Here is a 25,097-nt window from a genome sequence, read left to right on the forward strand (position 1 = left end):
TGGCGACTCCTACAACCAAAACAGAACTTGCGATTGCACGGTTTCGAGCAAGTCGCAGAACCAAACAAAACCCAGCGAACGTTCGCCGCAATAGAGTTTGCCTGTAACCGTCACCTGGTCGTGCAGGTCAGGCAACTGCGACTTATCGACTTGCACGCGCACGAGGATCGTGTTCCCCTCGTCGCCGCGCACCTGCGCCGTGTGTTCGATCTCGACCACTTGCCCGCGGAATGTCATGCCCGGATGACTGGCCAGCGTGAACGTCACTTCCAGCGGCTGGCGGTCTGCCTTGCCGGGCTTCATCGCTTGGGCTGCTGCGAGGTGCTTCAGGCGGCGCTCAGGTACATACAGCTCGAGTTCCCAAGGACCAGCGGGATCGGCGAGAGAAAGGAGTGCCTGACCACGTTCGACCGGGCGATGGAGTAACTGCTGTTCGACTTTCCACGTGACGACCTGCCCCGCTGCCGGCGCGACAACGAGCAACTGCTGCTGTTTTTGGCGAAACAGGGCCAGTTCGCGCTCGAGATTGCTCGCCCTTTGTCGCAATTCGAGCAGCTCTGCGGCCAGGCGATTTTCATCCGCCGCGGTCAGGCGAGTTCCCTGCCCGCTCCGATTATCGAGCAGTGCCCGTTCGGTAGCGGCAATCTGTTCGACGACGGTGCTTTGCTCGCCCAGGATGGTGGTGAGTTGTTCTTCGAGATCGTGACTCGAGAGCTCGACGAGCGGTTGTCCCGCTTGCACGAAGTCGCCGTGCCGGACAGCGAGCTTATCGACGACGCCGGAAATCTGCGCGAAGACTTCGCGCCGATCGGCCGGTTGCAACTTGCCGCGCGCGGCCACTTCGAAATCAGCTGGCACTAAGAATAAAGCGGCGATGACACCAACGAGCAGGATGAGCACCGCTGCGGTTTTGGGCAATGCTCGCAGCGAAGCCACCGCGCCGAGACTGCCCAGGGCTTTCCACAGCGGTAGAAACAGCACGCTCTGATGCGACAGTACGGCAGCGAGCGCTGAAGCGCTATGCTGAGCAACAAGGTCGACGCGCGAAGCGAGGTCGCTCGCCGGGCGATCATCAGAAAGTTGTTCGACAATCAACGCACCGATGATCGGCAACTCGCTGGCCCGCACAGGCTGGTCGGTCTTAGCGGGTTGAATGGTGAGCGGGATTACGCCGAGTAAGCGTGCGTGCGCCTGATCGAGATAGCCTTGCAGGGCCGCTTCGATTTGCGGTGGCGTATCGCGGCTATCGTGCGTGTACAAGAGTGGTTCGCGCGCTTTGAGCACACAGCGGGTCAACTCGGCTAGTCGCTTCACTTGCACCGCGCGGCGGTCGAGCGAATCGAGCCCGCTGATGGCGAGCACTTCGCAGCGACCTTGCTTCCACAGGATGAGCGATACGCGATCGCAGCCCGCGATGCGCCGCCCTTCGTTCACAATGGCATAAGCGGTGGGCAGCAACTCCAGCGAACGATGAATCGCCAGGACAAACTGCTCGAGTTGTTGCCAGACAGCCTGGCGATCGCGCAGTTGCCGCAAGTGCTGCGTTTTCAAGAAGTCGCCGGCCAGTTCGGCCATTTGCACCAGGAAGCGCAAGTAGCCGCGCTGCGTCGTTGGTCCACCACCGGCCCGCTGAAAAACTTCGACGACTGCCTGAGTCTCGTTTTCGAGCATCAGCGGCGCGAGCACCAGCAAGTGCTGCGTGGGGTTATCCGGTGCTTGACTCCCTGCCGCACCGGCAGCATGGGGTGGCACGATGAGGGCTTGCTTTGTCTCGGCCACGCGGCGAAGCAAACCTTGATGCGCCGGTAATTCCTGATTCGCGGCCAGTCCCGTGGCAGGCAAGTTCGCATGATAGGCGAGTTGCAGTCCGTCCCCCTGCTTGATCCAGACCGCGCCGCCGACGGCTGCCATCGCGGCCAGCACGCGCGACAAAAAACCTTCGTAGAACTCCTTGGCCGTAGCATCCGAAGCTGCCAACTGCGCCACTTCATTCACCAGTTGGCGAATTTCGTTACGCGTATCGGTGAGGAGCGAGGGGTCAACACCTTCGGTCCCGCCGGTCTGGGCCACAGCCACCGATCCAGCCAGAACGGGCTGCTTGGGAAGCGGAAAGCTTGACGACGACTGCGGAGGTGCCAGCGACATAATGCTTGCAAAGTCTCGCGAGGAAGGTGCTTGCCCAAGCGCGCTCGGGCCCCATTCTTCCTTCGGCATCGGCAGACTCTTCTCTGCCCTTACGCCCGCTACTAGCGTTACAGCTTGCCACGATCAGAACTTTCGGGTGGCGAGCAAGTGAGATTTGATAGCAGGCTGACAGCTAGTAGCTGAGAACAGCGTCGACGAAAGTCGTTCGTGGTGGGCCTCGTTTCACTCGGACCACCCTACCTTTAGTGCTGGCATTGTGTGACTGGCCGCGGCTACTTTCTCGCGGCTTCGGCCTCCATGGCGGCCTGCAATCCTTTCATCAAGGCGCCTGCTTCGTTGCTCAGGTCCAGATTGTTCGAGGCGTGCTGCACGCGGGCCAGTGCCGGCTCGGCCAGGCGGCCCAACTGGCGAATCTCAGCGGGGATCGGATATGGCGTTCCTGGCGGAATGACGCCTGCGTGATAGTCCTCCAGATACTTCGCTCGCGCCTTTGCGCTCGCTTGCACCAGCTTCGTAATTTTTTGCTCGTCCGCGGGAGTCATCACGTCCATGCGGCCGACAAGCACGCGGACGGTTTCTGCGGGGCGAGGTTCAATTTCCAGCGGCAGCAGTTCATCGGTCAGGCGCTTCGGCACGAAGTACAACAGCCGCGTTCCCTGTTCGCCAAACCACGACGAGCGCCACGTATTCACCATCGCTTCGGCTTCGCGGCGATAGAGACCGGTTCCCACCAGCGCTTCCGTTAGGCTGGCGATCATCGACTCGTGGTCGGAGTATTCCTTGGGCAGGCTCATCGTCTGCTCTTGGCCGGCCTGCAAGCCAGCGAGTACTGTAAAACGAACTTGCTTGTCCACCACATCCAGCAGCATCAACCAGCCGATATTGTCGGTGCCATGATTCTGCACTAGTGCCAGGCCCTGCTTGTCGACTGATACGCGCAGCGGCAATTTGAAATCTCCGAGGCCGCGATAGAATAGAAACTTCTCAAAAAAATCGCCGTGCGGCACAAACACGCGATTCGGATCGGGCGCGCGCTGGACATGAACCAGCGCGGAATCAGTTTGCCGCGCATAGGCATAGTGATTGTTGTAATCGGTGGCCGGTGGCAAGGCCGCAGATGTCCGTTGCTCGATCACTTTCGCCAGCCGACTATCGGCCAATTGCGGCCGCAAGTGAGATTCGGGAATCAGGCGAATGGTGCCCCAGTCGAGTGACGATCCAGCGCTAGAATCCACGTGACCCGCCTGAGGCGGCGGGGACATTTCTGCGACGGGTGGATAGAACTCAGTGAGCAAACCCTTCGGAAAGCGGACGCGGGCGCGGACGTCACGCGGGCGATCAGTGTAGAAGTAGGTGATCGGCGTTTCCATTCGCACCAAGGCCCGATAACTGAGCTTGCTAAATGGGTTGCTGCCGAGCGAGCGATCGAGCACGAACGGCGGCAGGTCATCGTCGAACAAGGGGCGAAACTCCAGCTTGCCTCCGTCCGAGCCCGAATAAGTCGTGAACGTGCCCCATTCATGCACAATGAGTGAGTCCGGCGCGGCCTCGGTGGGCGGAACATCGCCGGCGACAGCATCGCCCAGCAGGCTGGCGCGCCCTCCACCGCGGTTCCAGGTCCAGGCAATTGCGCCGACCACCAGCAAACACAAGACCATTCCGAGCCAACGTTTCATGACCGTTCTCCTTTGCCAGCGAATTTGCATTTCCGCGGTCCAGCACTTAGGAAGTAGATTCAGTGGACGTTGTTAGTAGCCGCCCGGCGAAAAAGAATTCTCGCTAGTAACAATTTCCCGCTGGTCGTCTAACAGTGGGATAGGCAACCTGCCTGTCAGATATTTCCGCCATTTCACAGGCTGGAAGCCTATGCCACGGCAAATCGCATGACCGATGGCGAACTGGTCCGCCAGACGCTGGCCGGCCGCTTGGCTGCTTACGCCGAGTTGGTGCAGCGCTGGTCTGCGCGAGTGCTGGCCGTGTGCCGGGCACATGTTGGCTCGTTGGAAGCTGCCGAAGATCTCGCGCAAGAGTCGCTGGTGCGCGGTCTCCAAGCCCTGGCAACTTTGCACGATCCCGAGAAGTTCGGTCCTTGGCTGCGAGGCATTGCCGTGCGGGCTTGTCTCGATTGGCGGAAGGCGAAACAAACGTCGCAAAGGCCATTTTCGTCGCTCGATACTCCCGCGGCGCAGTTCGATCCCGTGAGTCACGACGACTCGGTCGAGACCACTGCCGAACGGGCCGAAGATTGCCAGCGACTGCGGGCTGCGGTCGACGAGTTGCCGGCCGCCTATCGAGAAACGTTGTGGCTCTACTACAGTGACCGGCTGACCTATGACGACTTAGCGCAGTTCCTGGGTACGTCGCGGGCAACAATCAATTTGCGGCTGACCAAGGCACGGGCGCTGCTGCGACAACGACTGGGTGCGACGGACGAGCTGGTGACTAAGGCAACAGAGAGCAAACAACGAATTGGGGAGAGAACCTGAATGTTGTGAGGCGAAGCAGGCGTCGGGTGGGCCGAGTGAAACGAGCCCCACCAACAATTACTTAGCCCGACGTGTCAGCGAGGGGAATTCAAAATAGGTGGTCAGCAGCGAGTGAACGTCGATTCAGAAAGTCCCCTCGCTAACGCGTCGGGTTAGGTGGGAAGAACAGTGATGGCGGTAAGTGTTTGGGCGTGAGGGAGTAGTGAGTGACCATGAACTGTGCCGACTTTCAACACCAGCTGACGGCCTGGCTGGCGAGCGAAACGGATGATGGGCAGGCGAGCGAGCTTGAAGCGCATGTGTCGGACTGCGCCGATTGCCAGGCCTTGCTGGCGGGTGTCAGTCACGACGATCCTCTCCTGCGATCGGCCCTCACCGATCAAGCGGCTACCCAGCGCGTGGCCCAGCGTGCAACGGCGGGGCTAGTTGAAGCGAAAGCCCTGACGAGTGGACTAGATCTTCCCTGGCAAGCTTGGGCGCTCGTGCTGCTGGCCACAGCCGCTGGCTACTTCCTCGCCCTCGCGCTGCCGCTCCAGCGCAGGCCCGCGAAACTTGAAATGCCGCCGGTTGTGAAAGTGCCCGAGATACCCCAAGTGGAACCGCCAGTGGCACATCTGGTTGCAGCTACCGGGCGTGTCGAGCGGTTTGATGACGTGCAGCAAGACTGGATCGCAGTCGATCCGAAAATCAAATACTTTGCCTGCCCCAGCGACAGCCGACTGAGGACGACTTCGAACGTGCAATGCGAGCTGAAGACGGAAGACGGCAGCGTGATTCGCTTGAACGACCAGACGGAAGTGAAGTTGCTGGGATCGAGTTCGATTCAACTCAATCAGGGACAAGTCTGGTGTCGTTCGCCGGGCGAAGCTTCGCTGGAAGTGCGCGTGGCGTCTACCAGCCAACCAGGTTCGTCGGTGGCATTGGGTGGCCCGCAGTCCACCCTCTGGTGCGTCGGTCCGTCGTGCGTAATGACAGGCATTCGCGAATCGGGCCAGGTGCAGGTGGTCAATGCTGCTGGCGAAATCAAAGTCAGCACCGCCAGCGGGCAGCAACAGCTTAAACCGGGGCAGGTAGCTGAAATCTCGAACGGCCAGGTGAGCACACCGGCCAACCACGTCGACCCGCTGACCTCCACGCGCTGGATGCAACCGCTGATGCTCGCGCGCGGGCCCGACAATGCCGAACTGAACGAGCGAGTGAATACGCTCCTGGCGCTGATTGGCCGAGCAAAAATATCGACTCTGTACGAGCAAGAGATTCGGGCGCTCGGCGAGCACGCCGTCTTGCCTTTGGTGCGGTTCATTCAGTCGCCACTCGCCGCCAGCGATCCCATGCGCCGGTCGGCCGCCATGCGCCTGACAGCTGACCTCGCCCCTGTCTGGCTGATTCCTGACTTGATCGACCTGCTCGCCGACCGTGAGGCCTATGTGCGGCAGTTGGCGGCGGCAACTCTCTACCGACTTACCGCGCTCAACATGAACTGTTCGCCAGACCAATGGCAGGCCGAGCCCGACGAATTGCAAACAACAGCCCTCGCCGATTGGCGCGCCTGGTGGGCCGCGCATCGTGACCAATACCCCACTCACCGGCTGCGCGTGACGGAGGAGTGAGAATACGTCGAGTGGTTTGAATGCGCGCGTTTGGTTCGACCGTCAATTCGCGGGACCTGCCTGCGATGGTTTTCGCTGCTCGTTTTCATCAAAGGCGCTCGATCCAAACGCTCGTAGTTGGTGCCAGCAGCATTGCGGTCGGGGTGGTCGCGGGTTAGTCTCGAAAGAGTTCAATCTCTTCCGACAGGAGGGCGGCAATGCCGACCGTGCTGGGAAATTTTCCGTCGATTAACGAATTGCTCGAGAGTCCACCGCTGAAATCGCTCGTCGAACGGGTCAACCCGACGCGAGTCATGAGCAGTGTGCGGTCGTTTGTCGACGGTATGCGGCAAGACCTGCAGACGGCCGTCTCGCAGCGGCAAATCCCTTCGCCCACGGCACTGGCCGAGCAAATTGCGCAGTGGATTATTCGCCAAGAACACGCGGGAGTTCGCGCAGTGATTAATGCGACGGGACTTGTCTTGCATCCTGAGTTGGGCTCCGCGCCGCTGGCTGACGAAGCAATGTTGGCCCTGCGCGAAGCGGCCGGTGGCTACTCGCGGGCTACTAGTCGCAATCTGGCGGGGCGCGGGTCGCGCATCGAAGAACTGCTGCAACAGCTGACCGGTTGCGAAGCGGCGGTCGTGACGAACAATGCGGCGCTGGCCCTGTCTCTGGTGACGAAGGCTTCTGCCTGCGGGCGCGAAGTCTTGGTGCCTCGTTGTCAATTGGCGAGCAGTGCCGATGGCACGCGGTCGTATGAATTGGTAACGGCCGCAGGGGGACAATTGCGCGAGTGCGGCTCGACGAATCATTTGCACGCCGATGATTTGAGTGCCGGCGCTTCTGAACGAAGTGCATTTTTGTTCTGGCAGCAAGGGCTGGCCTTTGAAGTGGCCGGCAATCACGAAGTGCTCGATGTGGCAACTGCCATCGGTTGGGCGAACAAGCGTTCGCTGCCGGTTGTCGTCGACTTGGGATTTGGTGGCTTGAACGATTGCAGTTCGTTCGGCCTGCTCAAGCAACCCACGGTGAAGGAAACGTTGCAAGCCGGTGCTACGGCCGTCATCGTGCGTGGCGATGGATTGCTTGGCGGCCCCTCGTGCGGCCTGATTGTCGGGCGGAGCAACTTCATTTCGCGACTGGCCGAACATCCGCTGTTTCCAGCAACTGCTGCCGACAAGTTGACTCTGGCAGCGCTCGAATCGACCCTGGAACTCTACCGCAGCGGGACGGAGGGAACCGCGAACACCTGCGAGCGGTCGATTCCTCTGCTCGCACTACTGGCCACGTCGGCCGATAACCTGAAGCATCGCTGCGAACGACTCGCGCCGCAGTTGGCGGCATCGCCGGCGTTGAGAGCGGTCGAAGTCTTTCCTGGCGAGGCTTTTCTCACCGGTGCGAAGTTGCCACGCGAGCGCATGAGCACTTGGGGCCTATCGCTGCAAAGCGCACAACGGAATGCCAGCGAGCTGTTGGCTGCCTTGGCTGCCACAACGCCAGCTGTTGTTGCGCGGCTACAGGGCGATCGCGTGTGGCTCGACTTGCGCTGCGTTGCACCGCGCGAGGATCAACAGATCGTGCTGGCAGTGGAACAGCTTTCGCGCGCGAAAGAAGCGAAAGAGCCCGCTCCGGTGTAGACCTGTGGGCGAGTCATTCCCTGACTCGCACCTCTTTCGGTTGCGAGACTCAGTCACGGAGTGACTGAGCTACGGGGCCGGTATTAATCGATTTAACCGGCAAAGCTTCTAAAATTGGCCTGCCAGCAAGTGGCTACAGATTCGAGAAGTTGGCAAAAAACCATCGAATCGAACCCTCCCGTTGGGTAAACTCGTAGATTGGTTGGCAGGCTTTCACCTGGCTGCCACGCGCGATTGCACACCTTGATTTACCACCCGATGAAGCGATACCTCTTACTTCCGCTATTGGCCGCCTGCCTGCTCGGCAGTTGGCTTGGCGCGCAAGAAGAGGTTCGTCCCGTCATTCTGCGGCCCGATGTCCCCCGGCTCGAGGCAGCACCACTGCCTGCCTCGCCAGCCGAGACAGCTAAGCCCGCGGCAGCGCGCGGCGAACCACAGCTACCGCCTGAAGCGCATCCCTGGGGACGCTTTCCGCTCGGTTCGTGGAAGTCGGTGCGGGTGACTTCGGAAACACTCGATGCCAATGGGAAGTCGACCGGCAATTCGGTCACAGAAACCAAGACCACGCTCATTGAAGCGAGCGATCACGACTATTCGCTCCAGGTGGAAGTTACCGTGCAGGTTGAGGGCAAACGCTTTGCTCGGCCGCCGCAAGTGGCACGGCTTAGCTATTGGGGGGACTTAAGTGAGTCACCAACTGGCGTGCGTAAAGTGGGCACAGCCGAGGTTGAACTGAATGGCAAGAGCATGCCGTGCGAGATTCGCCAGGTAGTGACCGAGCAGCAAGGGGAGCGGCGGCAATCGGTCGTCTATTACTGCGACACCAGTTTTCCGTACGTGCTTAAACGCGAATCGATCGTCACGCTGACGGCAGCCGAAGCAAAGCCGCAGACGACACGCGTCGAAGTGATTGCCACGAACTTGCCCTATCGCATTCTCGGGCAGTTGCGTTCGGTCGCGTATGTCAAAACGACGCGCAAGCTGGCGTCGGGATCGACACTCACCATGGAAGTTCAATCGCCCGATGTACCAGGGGGCGTGGTTTCGCATTCGGCCCAAGAACTGGACGACGCGCAGGTCGTCAATCGTCGCAGCACGCTCGAACTGATCGACTATGGCGTCGGCAGCGAACCGGTCGAAGAAGCTTCTCCCGCTCGCAAGCGCTGGTTCCGCTCGCGCTCGCGCCGGGGCGAGGAAATGGCACCGCCGCGCCGCTAGCTAATCGCGGCAATCTGAATCACGTTATTCGCTGCAGCAAATGAGTGAGTCGACCGCGGACGGCAGGTAACGAAGTGAACTCCCGCTGCTCGACGTACAACCAGTCGAGCCAATTCCAGCCGGCAAGGAGCGTGCCGGTGCGGTCAAGCAAGTCGACCAGTTGTCGTTCGCGCGCGCTGAGGGGGCGAATCTCTGCGTAGGCCGAGAGAGCGGCAGTTCGCTCTGCGAGATTGTCTCCCGCCAGGCTGCCGATGAGGCGGGCGATGTCGGTGAGCCGCGTATCGGGTCGCATGGCACCAAAATCGATGAAGCCGGTCACTTCGTCACCGGTAAACAGCACGTGATCGCTCCACAAATCGCGAACCACCGGCTGAAGAAACGGCTTAAGCTGGTTGGCCGCGCGGAGCTGTTGCAGGTCGTTCGGCGGCAGGGTGGATTTGCGCGCGAGCCATTGCTGAGCCAGGTCGTCGATGGCGGGGATTGGTCTGGCTTGAACGGCAGCGCTGATTTCGCCAATCTGGCCCTGTAGTTCCTTCCAGCGGGCAATTCTCTCATCCAGGGCGGGCGTCGTGCGGGCGAAGCTGGCCTGGGACATGTAGGCAGTCGCGAAGACCGAGGTCGCATGGTGGAACAGAGCCAGAGTGCGAAACGCGGAGCGAAGTCGCGCCGGCGACGGGTTTTGCTGATAGTCGGCCGAGCCCGGCAACCAGGTCATAAGTTCCCAGGTGCTGCCCGCCACGTCGCAGATGGTGGCTCCCTGTGGCGTGATTTGCGGTTCGGGGAGGAAAGTCATCCCCTGCCCGCGAGCGTGCTGCAAGACGTGATGGATCCACGGCAATCGGGCAGGAGACGGATGACTGGCCGGCCAGCGCTTAAGACAGAGCGACTCGGCATCGGGCGCGGTGACCCGCCACACGGATGACCCGCTAAAACCTTCGCGCCCCAGCCGTTGCAACTGGAATTTTGTGGCGCTGCCCCTAAAGATACTAAGGGCGGTAAGTGCGGCGGAATCGTCCATTCGTGGCATAGGCTTCCAGCCTGTGAAGAACTGCAGATGACAGGCTAGAAGCCTATCCCACGGAAGGCAGCTATCCCACCGGAAATAGCGAAGATTGTGCCGGTCGGGCGAATCAGGCAACCAAAACCGTCGTTCGAGGCACAAAACTTAGTAATTTGCTGAAACTTCCACTGCAGCAGCGACCTAGAGTGCAACCATTTCGACGGAATCGCCGTAGGAAAATGGCAAAGTGAAACGGCTGGGGTATATTTAACGGTCGCTGAGGGGTCGGTATACGAGTTGGTTTATCCAAAAATCTTGATTCGCAATCGCTGACAAGCGGCTCATCGCTGACTTGTAGGGTTGCGGCAAAAGCGAGTGATTCACATGCTTCGACGGATTCTGGCTGGCACTCTGTGCTCAGTGGCGACAGCTTTATCGTTTTTCCTGCCGGTCGATGTGACCAGTGCTCAAGAGAAGCCCGCCGAGAAACCGGCTGCTCCCGCGGCACCACCTCATGCTGCATTGCTGAAGGACGCGAAAGCGGTCAGCGGGCTGTTGCAGTTGCATCAAAAAGGGAACAACCTTTTCGTCGAGTTGATGCCCGGCGACTATAGCTCCGAATACATCGTGCTGATTTCGATCTCGCGCGGCATTTCGCAAGGTCCGCTGTTGGGGGGCATGAGTTGGGGCTTCGGCGACGACTGGGTGTGGCAGTTCCGCAAAGTGGACGAGAACGTTCACATCATCCGCAAGAATGTCCGCTTCAAGGCGACCAGCAACTCGCCCGAAGCTCGCGCGGTTCGCAATGCCTATACCGATAGCGTGCTGTTCAGCATTCCGGCCACGGTCAAAGGGCCCAAGGGTGGCGACCTGGTCGATCTGACGCAAGTCTTCATGAGCGACCTGCCACAAATTGGCCAGGTGTTGCCGGGCTTCGTCTTCTCGCCCAGCAAGAGTTCGTGGGCGGCGGTGAAGGGTTTCGAAAACAACATGGAACTCGAAGTGGCCGCGACCTATGCGTCGAGTGGCAGTGCAGAAATCGATACCGTTCCCGATAGCCGCGGCGTGACGATCAACGTTCACTACTCGCTGAGCAAGATTCCCCAAACGTCGTCCTATCAGCCACGCCTGGCCGATGACCGCGTCGGTTATTTTCTCACAGCCGTGAAAGATTTCTCGAGCAAGAGCAATCGCGAACAGTTCGTGCGCTACATCAATCGCTGGGATCTGCAAAAGTCGGATGCTACAGCCAAACTGTCGCCGCCGGTCAAGCCGATCAAGTTTTGGATCGAGAAGACCGTTCCCTATAAGTACGAGAAGGCGATTTACGACGGCATTTACGAGTGGAACAAAGCCTTCGAAGCTGCTGGCTTTGTGAATGCAATTGTTGTCGAACGTCAGCCCGACAATGCCACGTGGGATCCAGAAGATATCAACTACAACACGTTCCGCTGGATCACTTCGAACGCGGGCTTTGCCATGGGCCCCTCACGGACCAATCCATACACGGGTCAGATTCTCGACGCCGATATCATCTTCGATGCCGACTTTTTGACCTTCTGGAAAGAAGAGTACGAAACCTTCACGCCGGCCACAGTGGCCGCCATGACGGGTGGCGAGCTTGACCTTCGTCCGACCGAAAACAAGCCCAGCGTGCTGTTCGATACACGCACGGGCCTGATGCCCGATTGTGCCTTGAGCCGCGGCATGAGCATGCAGTTGGCTTCCGGCGCAGCGGCGATTCTCGCTGCCGATCCGAAGGCTGCTCCGGAAAATACCGAAAAGTTCATCACCCAAGCTCTGAAAGAAGTGACGATGCACGAAGTCGGGCACACGCTCGGCCTGCGGCACAACTTCAAGGCCAGCAAATGGCTGAGCTTGAAAGACCTGAACGACCCGACAAAATCGGGGGGCGCGATGGTTGCCTCGGTGATGGATTACAACCCGGCGAACATCGTGGGCAAGGGCGAAAAGCAAGGTGACTACTATCCCACGACCGTCGGCCCTTACGACATGTGGGCCATTGAATACGGTTACAAGCCACTTTCGGGCGGCGTGCAAGGTGAAGTGGCCGAGTTGAAGAAGATCGCGTCGCGCAGTGGCGAAGCCACGCTTGCCTATTCGACTGACGAAGATACGCGGGGCATCGATCCCGATCCGGATAGCAACCGGTTCGACCTCGGGGCCAATCCGATCGACTTTGCCAAGCATCGCCTGAAGATGGTGCAAGACCTGATTCCGGGGCTCGTCGAACGGACCACGGCCGAAGGAGACGACTACACCCAGGCTCGCCGCACATTCAATATCGTCGTGGCTCAAGCGGGACAGTCGATGTTCTTTGCTTCGCGGCAAGTTGGTGGTTTGAAGACCAGCCGCAGCCACAAGGGTGACAAGAACGCCAAGCCGCCGATTCAACTCGTCGACGCCAAGCTGCAGCGTGAAGTCCTCGACCTGCTCGATAAGAACCTGTTCAGCGATAAGCCGTTTGCCTTCCCACCGGAAATCTACAATCAGTTGGGTTGGTCGAACTGGTCGCACTGGGGCGTCTCGCCATCGGTACGCAAAGACTTTGGCGTGCACGATTTTGTGCTGATGTGGCAAGAGCGAGTCCTGGCGCAGTTGCTCTCGTCGATCACGCTGGAGCGGATGCACGACGCCGAACTGAAGGCTTCGCCTGATGCTGACGTGGTGACCACGGCCGAACTGCTCGATCGGCTGACCAAGAGCATCTTCAGCGACGTCGAGGGACTTAAGGAAGGCGAGTACACCAATCGAAAACCTGCCATCACCAGCTTGCGTCGTAACTTGCAGCGGTCGTACCTGAAGAGCCTCTCGCAAATGGCAATGGGCAACACCGGTGCTCCCCAAGATTGCCAAACGGTTGCGTACATGCAGTTGGGCGATCTGCAAGGCAAGATCAAGAAGGTGCTGGAGAACGCCGAGATGACCGGCAAGCTCGATGTCTATAGCCGGGCCCATCTGCAGGAAACTTCGGCCCGCATCCAGAAGGTGCTCGAAGCACGGTTGAGCCTCAACTCGCCGTAGTTACGTTCGCTTCTCAGCGGGTAAAGCAACCAATTCACCCGGCCAGTTGATTCCGTTCAGCTGGCCGGGTTTTTGCTTTACGCGGCACAATTTGTCACCTGCGGGTAAACACAAACTTCACATTAGCCGCCGACTCGGCGGAAACAGCCAGCCCGGGCATTTACCGCCCATTCTCCCGGTGAGCCCGGCCAGTTATTCTGGCAGGATGCTTTGGTCCTCTCACGTTTGGCGGCTGCTCCTTTTACTCCTCGCCTGTTGCTGCGCGGTTGCGAGTAGTCCATCACCAGCGCTGGCTGCCGATCGCCTGGCGATTGAATCTGTCGTTGCCGGTTTCGATGGCGTTTATAAAGCGGGTTTCTGGACCCAATTCGTCCTGCGATTGAAGGCCGGACCAGAGGGCGCTCAAGGTCGGCTCGACTTGCTCACTGAAGATGGCGACGGAGTGCCGGTCATTTACCCGGCCGACGATTCGGGCGTGATTGACCTCGCGGCGAACGCCACAACGACCGTGCGGTTGTATGCCAAGGCTGGTCCACAGCGTAGCGAGTGGCACTTGCAACTCCGCCGGCCCGATGAAGACCAGGTTCTCTGGTCCCAGCGGCTTAACATTTCGCCACCGCAAAAAGCCACGCGCGAACTGCTGGTCACCATCGGTCCCGATCAGGGAATTGCAGCCGCCGTGAACCTGGTGAAGCGCCCCGAAGAAGTTTCGTTCCTGCTCGCGGGTGTGAAGCAGGCCAACGAGCTACCGGATCGAGTGTGGGGTTATGAAGGTGTCGAACGTATTCTGCTAATTGCCAGTCCGGCCGGCATTGCGGATGACCTGACACCGCCACAAATCGAAGCACTCGAGAAATGGGTCCTCCTCGGCGGCAAGCTGATTCTGTCGATGGGAACCAAGGCTCCGGAGTTGCTGGCCCCAACGCGACCATTTTCCAAGTTCGCACCGGGCAACTTCGAGTCGCTCGATTCGCTGCGCGAAGTGACGGGGCTTGCCAACTATTCAGGTGCCGAGTTCCCCCGCCGCCTGCTGGCCGATGATCGCCGGCCCGCAGTGGTAAAACTGGCGAAGAACACGGCGCGCGTGGAACTGGAGCAAGGTGGTCAGGCAGGCAATCCACCATTGATCCTGCGGCAGATGCAGGGCTTCGGGCAAGTGACCTTTATCGCATTGGAACTCGATCATCCCACGCTGCTCGAGTGGAAAGGGCATAGCCGCTTTGTAGCCCGCGTGCTGCAACTGGGTGGACCGGCGGCCGATAACCTGGCCGCAGCCCGCAGTAACTCGATCACACATCTGGGCTACGACGATCTCGTCGGCCAGTTGCGCGCGGTGCTCGATCAATTTCCCGGCGTCACGGTCGTCAGTTTCACAGCCGTTGCGATGGTCGCCATCTTGCTGCTGCTGCTCATCGGCCCCGCCGACTACTTCGTCATCAATTACTTGAATCTGCCGCGCACCATCACTTGGGTTACGTTCCCGCTGGTTTGTCTCGCCTTCTGCCTGGGGACGTGGTTGCTGGGCCGCTCGGCGCACGGCAACTTGACTCGCATCAATCAGGTGGAAGTTGTCGATATCGATATCAGCCAGAATCTGGTTCGCGGCACGCTCTGGACGCATCTCTATTCGCCACATGCCCGCAGCGCTCAACTCTCGCTGCGTGTCCAAGGCAGCGGCGAACTGTGGCAAGAAGTGCAAGGCGTGGCCGACTGGCAAGGACTTCCCGGCGCGGGACTGGGGGGCCTGGCTTCGCCGCAAGTGGCCCTCGACGCGTCGACTCCTTATTTGATTTCACCACCGGGACGCATTTCGGTCATCGATGGCTTGCCACTTCGCACGGCCAGTTCCAAAGCTCTCTCGGCCCGCTGGTGGGGCAAGGCGACCTTCACACCCGATCTGACGCCGCTGCGGTACAACACCTACGGACATCTAGCTGGCGAACTAACGAACCCGCTGCCCATCAAACTGAGCGACTGCTTGCTGGCCAGCGGTGAGTGGCTTTATCGTCTCGAAGCGCTCGAGCCGGGACAAAAGTTGCAACTCAGTTCGCTGACGGCGCTGAATCTGGAATCGCGCCTGCAGCGCCGACAAGTGATCGACACCAAAGACCTCTCGACGCCGTGGAACCCGACCGACACCGACCTGACCCGGATCATGCACATGCTAATGTTGCACGATGCGGTTCACGGCCCCAAGTACACCGGCATGAGCCATCGCTTTCAGCCCCAGATCGATCTCAGCCAGCATGTACGGAGCGGCCGCGCGGTCCTCATGGGGCGGGCCGAATCTCCCACGGCTTCGCTCCCCCTCGAAGGTTTGCGGGCCGATGAATTGCAGGCGCAAACCTGGACCTGGTATCGCCTGGTCTGGCCTGTGCAAGATCGCGAAACCGATACGACGACCGCCTCCTCGAAATCACTCTCGCCTTGACCTTAGCTTGCCATGATTAAGACCGTCGATCTGACGAAAAAATACGATGAGTTGTATGCGATTCAGGATATCAACCTGGATCTCCAAGCTGGCGATCTATTCGGCTTTATCGGCCCCAACGGTGCGGGCAAGACAACGACGATGAAGATCCTCGCCACGCTGTTGCAGCCATCGTCGGGCGAAGCTTACGTTTGCGGTCATTCGATTTATCGCGAGCCCAAAGAGATTCGCCGTCTCGTCGGTTACATGCCCGATTTCTTCGGTGTGTACGACGATATGAAAGTGATCGAGTACCTCGAGTTCTTCGCCGCCGCTTATCGCATCTCGGGTGCCAAGCGCCGCGAAGTCTGCAACGAGAAACTGGCCCTCGTCGATCTCGATTTCAAGCGCGACGCCTTCGCCAGCACTCTGTCGCGCGGTCAAACGCAGCGTCTGGGTCTGGCCCGCGTGCTGCTGCACGAACCGCAAGTGCTGCTGCTCGATGAACCCCTCAGCGGGCTCGATCCGCGAGCGCGGATCGAAATGCGCGCGGTCCTGCGGCGCTTGGGCGAGCAAGGCAAAACGATCATGGTCAGCAGCCATATTTTGCCGGAACTGGCCGATATGTGTAATAAGGTCGGCATCATCGACCGCGGCGTGATGGGCTTTAACGGCACCGTAGCCGACGTCATTAAGAAGGTTCGTCCGCGGGTTGTGCTGCACATTGAAGTGGCCGGCGATCAGCAGGCGGCCGCAAACAAACTGCGAGAAAACCGACTTGTCGAGAGTGTCGACTTAACCCCTCCGTTATTGACGGTCACACTGCGAGAAGGCATCGAAGAGTACGCCGAACTCTCCACACTCTTGATCTCGGCGGGCTTTCCCCTCAAGCTATTCCGCGAGGAAGAAGTCAACCTTGAGTCCGCTTTCATGCTGCTGACCAAAGGGCTGGGCGTACGTACGTAACGATTTCGCACCTGGCGACCCAACCCGTACTTCCTTTCCTGGTTCTTCATTCTGCCTTCTAAATTCTGGATTCAAACAGGGGGTTCTGCGATGGAAGTCTGGCCGCTCGGAGTTTTTACTAGTGTCGACGCCGGACTCGGTGTGAAGTTGGAAGTAGCCCACGAATTGGGCGTTCCGACGATTCAGATTCACGCGCCGCACGAAGCGACCCGCACCAAAGCGGCCGCTGATGCCTTCTTAAAGAAAATTGGCGACTACAACATTCGGCTGACGTGTGTCTTCTGCGGATTTGAAGGGGAAAGCTACGCCGATATTCCCACGGTGGCCAAGACCGTCGGCCTAGTCCCGCCGGAGACTCGCGCGGCCCGCACCCAAGAGACCAAAGAGATTGCCGACTTCGCCAAGCTGCTGGGGTGCAATACCGTCGGCATGCACATTGGCTTTGTGCCGCACGATAAGCACGATCCGCTGTACCAGCAGATCGTGACGACCGCCCGCGAGATTTGCGATCACTGCGATCGCAACGGTCAGCAGATCAATCTTGAGACCGGACAAGAATCGGCCGCTGGGTTGCTGCAATTCATTGGCGATGTACAGCGGGACAATCTCTACATCAACTTCGATCCCGCTAACATGATTCTGTATGGCAACGGCGAACCGATCGCCGCCCTCGCCGAGGTGGGCAAGTTCGTTCGCAGCGTCCACTGCAAGGATGGCAAGTGGGCGAAAAATCCGGGCCAGGAATGGGGGCAGGAAGTCGCGCTCGGCGAAGGGGACGTCGGCATGGAAAACTACCTGCGCAAGCTGCTCGAAATTGGCTACCGCGGCCCGCTCACCATCGAACGCGAAATCCCACAGGACCCTGTTCGCCAGAAGGCCGAAATCGGCGGCGCACTCGCCCTGCTGAGTAGTTTGAAGAAGAAGATTCTCGGTTAGATCGCACTCACGCGTGACGAGTGCTAGGCCATGAGCGCGCGAAACTTCTGCTGCATATCTTCGGGAATGGGAGCCGCGCGCATCGGTTGACCGGGGCGGGCGGCAATGCACGCCAGCCGCAACCGACCGCGGGCGACGAGTTCTTCCCGGCGAAAGACCGTGAACTGCAACATCACACTGCTGGGACGCAGGCGCTCAATGGCAACTTCGATTTGCAGTTCGTCGGCCAGTTGAATCGGCAGCAGCAGGTCGCAAGCGGCCGAGACGCGCGGCCAGCCTTGTTCGACACCATCATCTCGTCGCCAGAGCATGGGAATGCCCAGCGAGCGAAAGAGTGCCTGCTCGGCTTCTTCGAAATATCGCAGCAGATTTGCGAAGTGCAGACAGCCCGTGAGATCGGTTTCGGAGAATGCGACCCGGCGGGCATGACGAAAAGGAACTGGCGAACCCTCGGTCATGGGCTCGCCTTGCGTTTGCCAACAAACACGAGGGCGGCACCGACAATCGCCATGACCGCTGCCACCGCGAGGAGCTGCCCCGGCAAGTGCGATTCGTTCTCGGGATCGAAGCCGAACTTCTGAATGTCCGACTTCCAACGGGCCATGGCCATCAGCAGACCGTTGTGGACCATGTGAAGCAGCATGCCGGGCCACACGCTACCGCTGCGCCAACAGATCCAGCCCAGCACGAGGCCAAGCATAGCGCTCGAAATCACGCGTTCGAGTACTGCCAGGCCGCCGACCGACAAGTGAAACACACCGAAGAGGGCCGCTGAAATCAAAATCGCTCCCCAGTAGGGCAATTTCTGTTGTAGAGCATTCTGCAGATAGCCGCGAAAGAACAGTTCTTCGCAAATCGCCGGCATGATCGCCATCGAGATTAGCACGAACGCAAACGGCACCTGCTGCAACTGCTCGATGAACTTCTCGACGCCGGGAATCAGCTTGGCCAGGTCGGCCGAAGAGAGTGTCGAGATGCCCAGATGCTGCGCGAGTACGACGAGTTCGTGCGCGAACGGCCACAAACTGAGTCCTAACAAACCCGCGCCGATGACCGCCAGCGGCGAAGGGATTCGCAATTGCCACGCGGTCGTTAGCCGCAAGTGCTGCCAAAGGGAGAGACCGAGCGGGATCAAGAAAAAGACAAACCCCAAACCGGCGGCGGACCACGTCAGCTTTTGCTGCATGGTGCCTGTGGTCATTTGCCCAAGCAGGCCGTTGACCACGAAGTAGCTCGGGTAAATGATGGCGACTGCCGTGGCTGCCTGAGCCAGCGTCGGCAGTGGTTGCGGCTCGGAGGGGCGACGCATCAAGTCGGCCCAACTTCCCTGACTGCCATACAGAACGGCATCGCTGCCGAAGATCTTCGCCGCAAAAGCCAGGGCAGCGAGGGCATACAAAACGGTCGTTATCACGGCGGTGGCGGCGGCAATCGGCTCCGCGCGGTTCTGCAGCAAGTCGCGCGAGAGGAGCACGATGTTCGCCAGGGGCGTAATCGCGAGCACACCTTCCAGTTTCAATCCGGGCAGGAGGCTCAAAAATCCGGGAGCCAGCGAAAGGAGCACGAGGGGAATCAGATAGGCCTGCGCCTCTTTAAAGCTACGGGCAAAGCTGGTGACGGTGAGCATTACCGCCGAGAAAAACGCAGCAAACAGCAGCAGCAGGCCAAGCACGGCAAAGACGGTAGAGATTGGCAAACCGTGCGGACCCAGCAACAGTTTGCTCAGGCCGCTGGCCTGCAAGGTGATTGTCATGGCCGTGAGGTTGATGACCGCGGTCATCAGTGCCACGAAGAGCACGGCAAAGTACTTGGCGAGGAGCAGTCCCAAGCGTGGGACGGGGGCGGCCATCAAAGCTTCCAGCGTGCCCCGCTCTCGCTCCCCGGCAGTCAGGTCGATCGCAGGATAAACCGCGCCGGTCATGGTCATCAAAATCAAAATCAGTGGAATCAATGAGGCGATCTGCACCGTCTCGTCGTCGGTGCGAATGGGCTGGTGCGACCAACTGATCCGCGGCCGATCATCGCCACCCAGGATCTTCAATTCGCGATACAGCAGGGCATCGTTGGCGGCGCGCAGGCGGCGGTCGATGAACTTGGCCAGATCGCGGCCATACGAACTCTTCGGCAGATAAATCAGATCGAAATCCAGTCGCTGCGGATCATCTTCATCCCGCTGGTGGACCCGAATGGCAACATCGGCCACCCCGCCATTGACGAGCGCCAGCAAATCGGAATCGTAGACACCTTGGATGCGATCGAGTTGCGGCTCTGGCAACGCTTGCTGCAACAGCGAAGTTGCACTCGGCACCGAACCGCTGGGCTTGGTGGTTTCGACGTTCTCGGCGGCAGACTTGATTTCGCCCGTTTCGCGCAGCCAACTATCGCCGAGCTTCACGCGCTGCATCAGTTCGAGAACTTCCGATTCATCGCTGGCGGCAATGGTCCAGTGCATCGCACTATCGGCCGGTGCGCTAAGGAGCATGAACTGCTGAAAGACCACGCTAATGATCGGATAGAGGAGCAGCGGCATCAGCACCAGCGTGACGATGGTGCGGCGATCACGCAGCGTCTCACGCAGTTCTTTGCGCGTCAGGCGCACGACGCGGGTAACCCACGATTGCCGGACGACGCCCAGCTTGTCGGCAGGTGTTGGCTCGACAGACATCAGTTCCGGGCCTCCAGCAAGTCGGCGGCCGAAAGTCCTTTCAAGAACATTTCGGTCAACGTGTCGCAGCTCGTCCGCATGCGCAGTTCGGACATCGTTCCTTCGTGCATCAAGCGTCCTTTGTGCAACAGCCCAAACCGATCGCAGAGCCGTTCGGCTTCATCCAAGCGGTGCGTACTGACGATCACCGCTTTGCCCAAATTTCGGGCCGCGGCGATGAAATCGAAAATCACCTTGCTGCCAAGCACATCGAGCCCGCGGGTCGGTTCGTCGAGCAACAGCACCGGCGGATCGTGAATCAACGAGCGCGCGAGATTCACCCGCTGCTTTTGTCCTGTGCTAAGGGTAGCGCTGCGGCGGTCGAGAAAATCTTTCAGATCAAACAGCCGGCTGAGGTTATCGAGACTCTGGGCGGCTGTTTCATCAGGCACGCCATATAAATCGGCAAAGAAGAGGAGTAACTCGCGCGGCGTCAGCCATTGGTACAAACCGGCGCTGGTACTCACCAGGCCAATGCGCGCCTTCACGGCGTCGGGGGATTCGACCGAGCGAAAGCCATCGACCTCGGCATAGCCACTGGTCGGCGCAAGCAGGCCCAGAATCATCCGCAGGGTCGTCGTTTTGCCAGCTCCGTTTTCGCCGAGCAGGCCGTAAACTTCACCGCGGGGTACGACCAGCGATAAGTGGTCGACGGCGACGACATCGCGGCCTGGATTGGGGAATGTCTTGGTCAACTGTTCGACGGTGATCATTTCGCCTCAGTCGGCACGTGCGGGGGAGCGAGCAGGAACATGACATTATCAGCATCCCCTGCACTAAGGGCGATGGCCCGTTGAACAATTTCTTCACAAAGGCTTGTTCTTCGCCGGAAAAACCGGGCATTTCGCTCCCTGGCTATTGAACGCCACACAGGACGATTGGTTCTGCTCGCGACTGTCGAGTATTCTAATCACTTCTACCCGCCCCCCTCCTTTCCACATCTATCTTCCCCAGTGCCCCCTTACCTCACGGTTTTGTTGATCTTGCTGGCCAGCAGCGTGGTGCAGGGGGCTGTTGGTTTTGCGGGTGGTCTGTTCGCGATTCCGCTGTTGCTGATGATGGGCATTAGCGCGCCCGAAGCGGTGTCGATCAATATGGTCGCATCGACGGTGCAGAACGCCCTGGGTGCCTGGCGACTGCGGCGAGAAATCGATTTTCGGGTGGCCTTTCGCCCGACGATCATTCGTTTCATCACGTTGCCGCTGGGAGTGGCAACGCTCTACTGGGTCGGCAACGCCAACAAGGATCTGGCGTCGCAAGTCGTCGGCTGCATCATCCTGCTGATTCTTGCCGCTCAATGGCTGCTTAGCGTGCCGCCGCAAGATCAGTTGCACTGGGCTTGGGAGATTCTCGCTTTCAGTTTCGGGGGCTTCCTGCTGGGACTGTGCGGCATGGGTGGCCCGATGATGGTGCTGTGGGTGATGGCTCATCGCTGGCCAATTATCAAGGCCAAGGCTTTTTTATATTTCATCTTCAGCACCGGCATGTTGCCGCAGGCTTTTTTCCTGTGGCTCTTTTTTGGCGACGAGATTTTCGGGGCCATCGGGCTTGGGCTGGCCGGCATTCCCTCGCTCATCATCGGCATGCTGATCGGACTGAAGATCGGCAGTCACCTGCCCGATCACGTCATCCGCCGGCTGACGATTGCCGTTCTGGTGGTGATTGCACTTAGTTCGATCATCGTGCCGATGCTAAAATCAAAACCAGCTGCTGCTCGCTTATCAGCCCCTTACACCACTCACGGAGCCTGCCATGTTTGAACGTCGCTCGCTCCGCTTGCCGATCACGCTGGGCGTCGTGCTAATCGTGCTCGTGGTCTTGATGCTGGTCGGCACGATTCTGACGCTCGTCATAGCGCTCCTCAGTTCTCCCACTGGCGCAGGCTGGTATTGGGCTTGGCTATCCATCGGCACGACGTTGCTCATTCTGATCTTGCTCGGTGTCATCATGTATCTGGTGCTGTCGATCAAGGCAGTCAACCTTACGCGGCGGCAGTCGAACTTTATCGATAGCGTCACCCACGAATTGAAGTCCCCCATCGCTTCGCTCAAGCTTTACATTCAAACGCTCAATCGGCGACAGATCAGCCCAACAGAGCAGGAATCGTTCTTTAAAGACATGCTCGAAGATGTTGAGCGCCTCGACCAACTTATCAATCACCTGCTCGATGTGGCTCGCATGGATCGCGTGGCTAAGCCCGGCGAAGAAGCCGACGTGGCAATTGACGACGTCCTGCGCAGTTGCACTCAGCAAGTTTGCTTGCGGCATCAGGTCCCGCTCGAAACGGTCCGATTGGACCTAGCCCCCGCAATCATTCATTGCCGCCGGGTCGATCTCGAACTGGTCTTTCGTAATCTGATCGATAACGCCGTGAAGTACGCAGCCGATGAGAATCCGAGCGTCGAGGTCAAAATGGACTTCAGCGAATCGGGACGCGTGATTGTCCGCGTTTGCGATAATGGCCGCGGCATCCCCCCCGAACTTCGCCGCAAAATCTTCGGCCGCTTCGTGCGATTGGGGAGCGAGCTCGAACGAGATAAGCCCGGTACGGGTCTCGGGCTGCATATCGTCCGCACGTTGCTCGGCCGCCTGCGCGGCCAGATCCAGGTGCGCGATCGGCCGCAGGGCCGGGGGACGATGTTCGAGGTAAATTTGCCAGGGACACAGCGCGCAGCCCTCGCCGAGACCGAAGACAAGCCTAGTCCATCGAATCCTATTCCAACGAATACAGAGAGCTGAATTCGGCGCTGGCAACGCGAATGGTGTGCTGTGCCGAAAGTGACGAAGTCTGTTCAATAGCGCCGGGCGGCAGAATCTCCGGTTCATCGCTGCCCGGACGCGAACTGACCACCAACACGCAGGCCGATGCAGGGAGTTCAGCTTCTAATTTCGCGCCAGCGGCAGACCGATGATCGTTCGTTTCGCTCTTGAGCAATGCCAGCTGGGCCAGGACTTCTTCCAGAAACACGGGCGAACGCGAACCCACCCAACACTGCTGCTCGGCACTGGCGATCAAAACCGCCAATTGACCCACGTCGCGCTGGGCCAGATCTGCCAGCGCGGTGCAGACGAAACTAATCGCACCTTCGAGCCGAGCTTGCTCGCCAGCAGTGGGAGTTGGAGGCAAGTAAGGATCGAGCACGATGGCTACCATCCGACTCGCTTCGCGCTCGAACTGCTTGACCATCGGTCGCCCCGCGCGGGCTGTCGTGCGCCAGTGCAGCCAGCGAGTACTATCTCCCGCTTGCCACGGGCGAACCGCAAAGAAGTCGCCGTCGCTGGCCCGCTGTCGCAATTGCGGCTCTCCTTCACCACTGATGGCAGCAGCAATTCGATGCGTCCACTCGGCACTCAAGCGGCCGATGCGCGGCAAGATCAGCACCGCGCGCGGCACGGCAATCAGCACCTCAGCTTCGACCAGACCAAGCGGAAAGCAAGTTCGCAGGCGAACCGCAGGCGAGCGGTATTGGCCGCGGCGCGAAAAGACCAGTTCATAGTGAACGCGGACCGATTCGCCGGGGCCCAGGTGCGGGCAAAACGTCGTCGCCACCGTCTGCACCGAGTGAAACAATTCGGCCACGTCACGCAGGCGGGCAAACAGCGGGGTCACTCCGGCGGGCGGAACCGAGCGATCCATCGTCCAGCGATCTTCGACAGTTAACAGCCAGGCGGCAAACCAGCGGCGCTCATTGCTGATCTCGAACTCGGCAATCAACGGCTGCCCGGCATGCACCGCGCGAAACGGCAGCGGGCGGATTGAAACGCCGCGCATGCTGGCCAGCGACAACCGCCAGTTGATTAGCAGCGGGGCCAGCATCATGCCGCCCAAGACAACCAGCAAGTTCACGTGGCAAAGCGCTGCGCCGCCGACAATGAAGACGAGCACGGCCAGATAGTACCAGCCTTCGCGCGTCAGTCGGGCTTGCAGTTGATAGGACATAATTTCGTAGGCCGACGACTGAGCAGGGGGCAGCTCCAGAAATCGCTAGCGCGGCACGGCCACCTGGTCGGTTAGGCGGCGAATGATCCCTTCGGCCGCTTCGCGGTGCGACGTGCGAGCGAGCCCCTTGAGGAGCACGCGATGAGCAAACACAGCAGGCGTTAAGCGTTTGATATCGTCGGGAATCACAAAGGTGCGCCCTTCGATCAAGGCCAACGACTGGGCCGCCCGATACAAACTGAGCGCGCCGCGCGTACTCACACCGACACGCAGTTCGGCACATTGCCGCGTGAGATGAACGATCTCCAGCAGGTAGTCGCCGAGCGAATCGTCCACGCGCACTTGCCGCACGGCTTGCTGCAGTTGCAGAATCTGTTCGCCCGTCACGGCGGGCTGCAAATCTTGCACAGGCTCGCCCAAGCGATGGCTCGACAGCACGCGCCGCTCGTCGGCAGCGTTCGGATAGCCCACCGAGATGCGAACCAGAAACCGGTCGAGCTGACTCTCGGGAAGGGCGTAAGTCCCTTCGTATTCGTAAGGGTTTTGCGTGGCAATGACCAGAAACGGCACAGGCAGCTGCATGGTCTGGCCATCGACCGAAACTTGACCTTCGCTCATTGCTTCGAGCAGCGCGCTTTGCGTGCGGGGTGGAGCCCGGTTCACTTCGTCGGCGAGCACGATGTTGGCGAAGATGGGCCCGCGATGAAACACGAACTTCGCGTCCTTCGCGTCATAAACGGTGCTCCCCAGAATGTCGCTGGGGAGCAGATCGGGGGTGAACTGTAGCCGACAAAAATGCCCGGAAACACTCTTGGCTAAAGCCTTTGCCACGAGAGTCTTGCCCACGCCTGGCACATCTTCCAGCAGCACATGCTCGCCCGACAAAAGCGCGACGAGACACATCCGCACCACTTCGGGCTTACCCAGCACCACGCTGCAAATGTTCTTTTCGAGTCGCGCTACCAGCTCAGCGATAGTGGCCTGCGGTCCAGTGGCCGTTCGAGCAGCAGGAGAGGTG

General features: G+C 59.6%; 18 protein-coding genes. 10 read left to right on the plus strand and 8 right to left on the minus strand.

Going from position 1 to position 25,097, the window contains the following annotated elements:
• Positions 1-9: 9 nt before the first annotated feature.
• Positions 10-2,214: an HlyD family efflux transporter periplasmic adaptor subunit gene (locus tag ETAA8_RS30255; protein ID WP_145097850.1), complete on the minus strand. Its 2,205-nt coding sequence runs from the start codon at positions 2,212-2,214 to the stop codon at positions 10-12.
• Positions 2,215-2,417: 203 nt separating this feature from the next.
• Positions 2,418-3,821 carry a hypothetical protein gene (locus ETAA8_RS30260; RefSeq protein ID WP_145097853.1) on the minus strand — a complete coding sequence of 468 codons (1,404 nt, stop codon included), beginning with the start codon at positions 3,819-3,821 and terminating at the stop codon, positions 2,418-2,420.
• 207 nt (positions 3,822-4,028) lie between these two features.
• Between ETAA8_RS30260 and ETAA8_RS30265 the strand changes: the two genes are divergently transcribed.
• The 4 genes from ETAA8_RS30265 to ETAA8_RS30280 all read left to right on the plus strand — a co-directional run bounded on the left by ETAA8_RS30265 (position 4,029) and on the right by ETAA8_RS30280 (position 9,078).
• Complete coding sequence (locus ETAA8_RS30265) at positions 4,029-4,631, plus strand: RNA polymerase sigma factor (protein ID WP_145097856.1); 603 nt, start codon at positions 4,029-4,031, stop codon at positions 4,629-4,631.
• Between the two features lie 212 nt (positions 4,632-4,843).
• A complete protein-coding gene (locus tag ETAA8_RS30270) occupies positions 4,844-6,241 on the plus strand; it encodes a zf-HC2 domain-containing protein (protein WP_238397835.1) in 1,398 nt (465 codons plus the stop codon).
• A 197-nt stretch (positions 6,242-6,438) separates the two neighbouring features.
• The gene (gene selA / locus ETAA8_RS30275) at positions 6,439-7,860 is read left to right on the plus strand and encodes an L-seryl-tRNA(Sec) selenium transferase (RefSeq protein ID WP_145097861.1); all 1,422 of its coding nucleotides are present in this window, start codon (positions 6,439-6,441) and stop codon (positions 7,858-7,860) included.
• Positions 7,861-8,118: 258 nt separating this feature from the next.
• On the plus strand, positions 8,119-9,078 hold the full coding sequence (locus ETAA8_RS30280) for a hypothetical protein (protein ID WP_145097864.1): 960 nt from the start codon (positions 8,119-8,121) through the stop codon (positions 9,076-9,078).
• A gap of 19 nt (positions 9,079-9,097) precedes the next feature.
• On the opposite strand, the gene ETAA8_RS30285 is transcribed toward ETAA8_RS30280, so the two are convergent.
• The gene (locus ETAA8_RS30285; RefSeq protein ID WP_145097867.1) at positions 9,098-10,105 is read right to left on the minus strand and encodes a phosphotransferase enzyme family protein; all 1,008 of its coding nucleotides are present in this window, start codon (positions 10,103-10,105) and stop codon (positions 9,098-9,100) included.
• 357 nt (positions 10,106-10,462) lie between these two features.
• On the opposite strand from ETAA8_RS30285, the gene ETAA8_RS30290 reads away from it, so the two are divergent.
• The 4 genes from ETAA8_RS30290 to ETAA8_RS30305 all read left to right on the plus strand — a co-directional run bounded on the left by ETAA8_RS30290 (position 10,463) and on the right by ETAA8_RS30305 (position 17,435).
• Entirely contained in the window at positions 10,463-13,123 is a 2,661-nt protein-coding gene (locus ETAA8_RS30290) for a zinc-dependent metalloprotease (protein WP_145097870.1), read from the plus strand.
• Between the two features lie 205 nt (positions 13,124-13,328).
• Positions 13,329-15,554 (plus strand): hypothetical protein, encoded by a 2,226-nt coding sequence (locus ETAA8_RS30295; protein WP_145097872.1) that lies wholly within the window; start codon positions 13,329-13,331, stop codon positions 15,552-15,554.
• A gap of 12 nt (positions 15,555-15,566) precedes the next feature.
• Complete coding sequence (locus ETAA8_RS30300) at positions 15,567-16,499, plus strand: ABC transporter ATP-binding protein (RefSeq protein WP_145097875.1); 933 nt, start codon at positions 15,567-15,569, stop codon at positions 16,497-16,499.
• Between the two features lie 90 nt (positions 16,500-16,589).
• On the plus strand, positions 16,590-17,435 hold the full coding sequence (locus ETAA8_RS30305) for a sugar phosphate isomerase/epimerase family protein (RefSeq protein WP_145097878.1): 846 nt from the start codon (positions 16,590-16,592) through the stop codon (positions 17,433-17,435).
• Between the two features lie 23 nt (positions 17,436-17,458).
• Here the strand turns inward: ETAA8_RS30305 and ETAA8_RS30310 are convergent, their stop codons facing one another.
• The 3 genes from ETAA8_RS30310 to ETAA8_RS30320 are packed head-to-tail and all read right to left on the minus strand — an operon-like array spanning position 17,459 to position 20,852.
• Positions 17,459-17,893 carry an acyl-CoA thioesterase gene (locus ETAA8_RS30310; RefSeq protein WP_145097880.1) on the minus strand — a complete coding sequence of 145 codons (435 nt, stop codon included), beginning with the start codon at positions 17,891-17,893 and terminating at the stop codon, positions 17,459-17,461.
• Complete coding sequence (locus ETAA8_RS30315; protein ID WP_145097883.1) at positions 17,890-20,100, minus strand: ABC transporter permease subunit/CPBP intramembrane protease; 2,211 nt, start codon at positions 20,098-20,100, stop codon at positions 17,890-17,892. Before ETAA8_RS30315 ends, ETAA8_RS30310 begins: the two co-directional genes overlap by 4 nt.
• Positions 20,100-20,852 (minus strand): ABC transporter ATP-binding protein, encoded by a 753-nt coding sequence (locus tag ETAA8_RS30320; protein WP_145097885.1) that lies wholly within the window; start codon positions 20,850-20,852, stop codon positions 20,100-20,102. The genes ETAA8_RS30315 and ETAA8_RS30320 overlap by 1 nt, the downstream gene beginning before the upstream one ends.
• Before the next feature lie 240 nt (positions 20,853-21,092).
• Between ETAA8_RS30320 and ETAA8_RS30325 the strand changes: the two genes are divergently transcribed.
• On the plus strand, positions 21,093-21,899 hold the full coding sequence (locus ETAA8_RS30325; protein ID WP_202921356.1) for a sulfite exporter TauE/SafE family protein: 807 nt from the start codon (positions 21,093-21,095) through the stop codon (positions 21,897-21,899).
• The gene (locus ETAA8_RS30330; RefSeq protein ID WP_145097890.1) at positions 21,892-22,878 is read left to right on the plus strand and encodes a sensor histidine kinase; all 987 of its coding nucleotides are present in this window, start codon (positions 21,892-21,894) and stop codon (positions 22,876-22,878) included. The genes ETAA8_RS30325 and ETAA8_RS30330 overlap by 8 nt, the downstream gene beginning before the upstream one ends.
• Here the strand turns inward: ETAA8_RS30330 and ETAA8_RS30335 are convergent.
• Positions 22,853-24,079, minus strand: a complete 1,227-nt coding sequence (locus ETAA8_RS30335) for a DUF58 domain-containing protein (protein WP_145097893.1) — start codon at positions 24,077-24,079, stop codon at positions 22,853-22,855. The two genes, ETAA8_RS30330 and ETAA8_RS30335, sit on opposite strands and share 26 nt — an antisense overlap.
• A 45-nt stretch (positions 24,080-24,124) precedes the next feature.
• Complete coding sequence (locus ETAA8_RS30340; RefSeq protein ID WP_238397836.1) at positions 24,125-25,021, minus strand: AAA family ATPase; 897 nt, start codon at positions 25,019-25,021, stop codon at positions 24,125-24,127.
• Positions 25,022-25,097 lie beyond the last annotated feature (76 nt).

Source organism: Anatilimnocola aggregata (assembly GCF_007747655.1).
Lineage (GTDB): Bacteria > Planctomycetota > Planctomycetia > Pirellulales > Pirellulaceae > Anatilimnocola > Anatilimnocola aggregata.

Excerpts from the sequence above, each read along its gene's own strand:
- ETAA8_RS30285 (WP_145097867.1), bottom strand. The coding sequence starts at position 10,105 with ATGCCACGAATGGACGATTCCGCCGCACTTACCGCCCTTAGTATCTTT.
- ETAA8_RS30300 (WP_145097875.1), top strand. The coding sequence starts at position 15,567 with ATGATTAAGACCGTCGATCTGACGAAAAAATACGATGAGTTGTATGCG.
- selA (WP_145097861.1), top strand. The coding sequence starts at position 6,439 with ATGCCGACCGTGCTGGGAAATTTTCCGTCGATTAACGAATTGCTCGAG.
- ETAA8_RS30295 (WP_145097872.1), top strand. The coding sequence starts at position 13,329 with ATGCTTTGGTCCTCTCACGTTTGGCGGCTGCTCCTTTTACTCCTCGCC.
- ETAA8_RS30280 (WP_145097864.1), top strand. The coding sequence starts at position 8,119 with ATGAAGCGATACCTCTTACTTCCGCTATTGGCCGCCTGCCTGCTCGGC.
- ETAA8_RS30290 (WP_145097870.1), top strand. The coding sequence starts at position 10,463 with ATGCTTCGACGGATTCTGGCTGGCACTCTGTGCTCAGTGGCGACAGCT.
- ETAA8_RS30315 (WP_145097883.1), bottom strand. The coding sequence starts at position 20,100 with ATGTCTGTCGAGCCAACACCTGCCGACAAGCTGGGCGTCGTCCGGCAA.
- ETAA8_RS30320 (WP_145097885.1), bottom strand. The coding sequence starts at position 20,852 with ATGATCACCGTCGAACAGTTGACCAAGACATTCCCCAATCCAGGCCGC.
- ETAA8_RS30305 (WP_145097878.1), top strand. The coding sequence starts at position 16,590 with ATGGAAGTCTGGCCGCTCGGAGTTTTTACTAGTGTCGACGCCGGACTC.
- ETAA8_RS30330 (WP_145097890.1), top strand. The coding sequence starts at position 21,892 with ATGTTTGAACGTCGCTCGCTCCGCTTGCCGATCACGCTGGGCGTCGTG.
- ETAA8_RS30265 (WP_145097856.1), top strand. The coding sequence starts at position 4,029 with ATGACCGATGGCGAACTGGTCCGCCAGACGCTGGCCGGCCGCTTGGCT.
- ETAA8_RS30260 (WP_145097853.1), bottom strand. The coding sequence starts at position 3,821 with ATGAAACGTTGGCTCGGAATGGTCTTGTGTTTGCTGGTGGTCGGCGCA.
- ETAA8_RS30255 (WP_145097850.1), bottom strand. The coding sequence starts at position 2,214 with ATGCCGAAGGAAGAATGGGGCCCGAGCGCGCTTGGGCAAGCACCTTCC.
- ETAA8_RS30310 (WP_145097880.1), bottom strand. The coding sequence starts at position 17,893 with ATGACCGAGGGTTCGCCAGTTCCTTTTCGTCATGCCCGCCGGGTCGCA.
- ETAA8_RS30335 (WP_145097893.1), bottom strand. The coding sequence starts at position 24,079 with ATGTCCTATCAACTGCAAGCCCGACTGACGCGCGAAGGCTGGTACTAT.
- ETAA8_RS30270 (WP_238397835.1), top strand. The coding sequence starts at position 4,844 with ATGAACTGTGCCGACTTTCAACACCAGCTGACGGCCTGGCTGGCGAGC.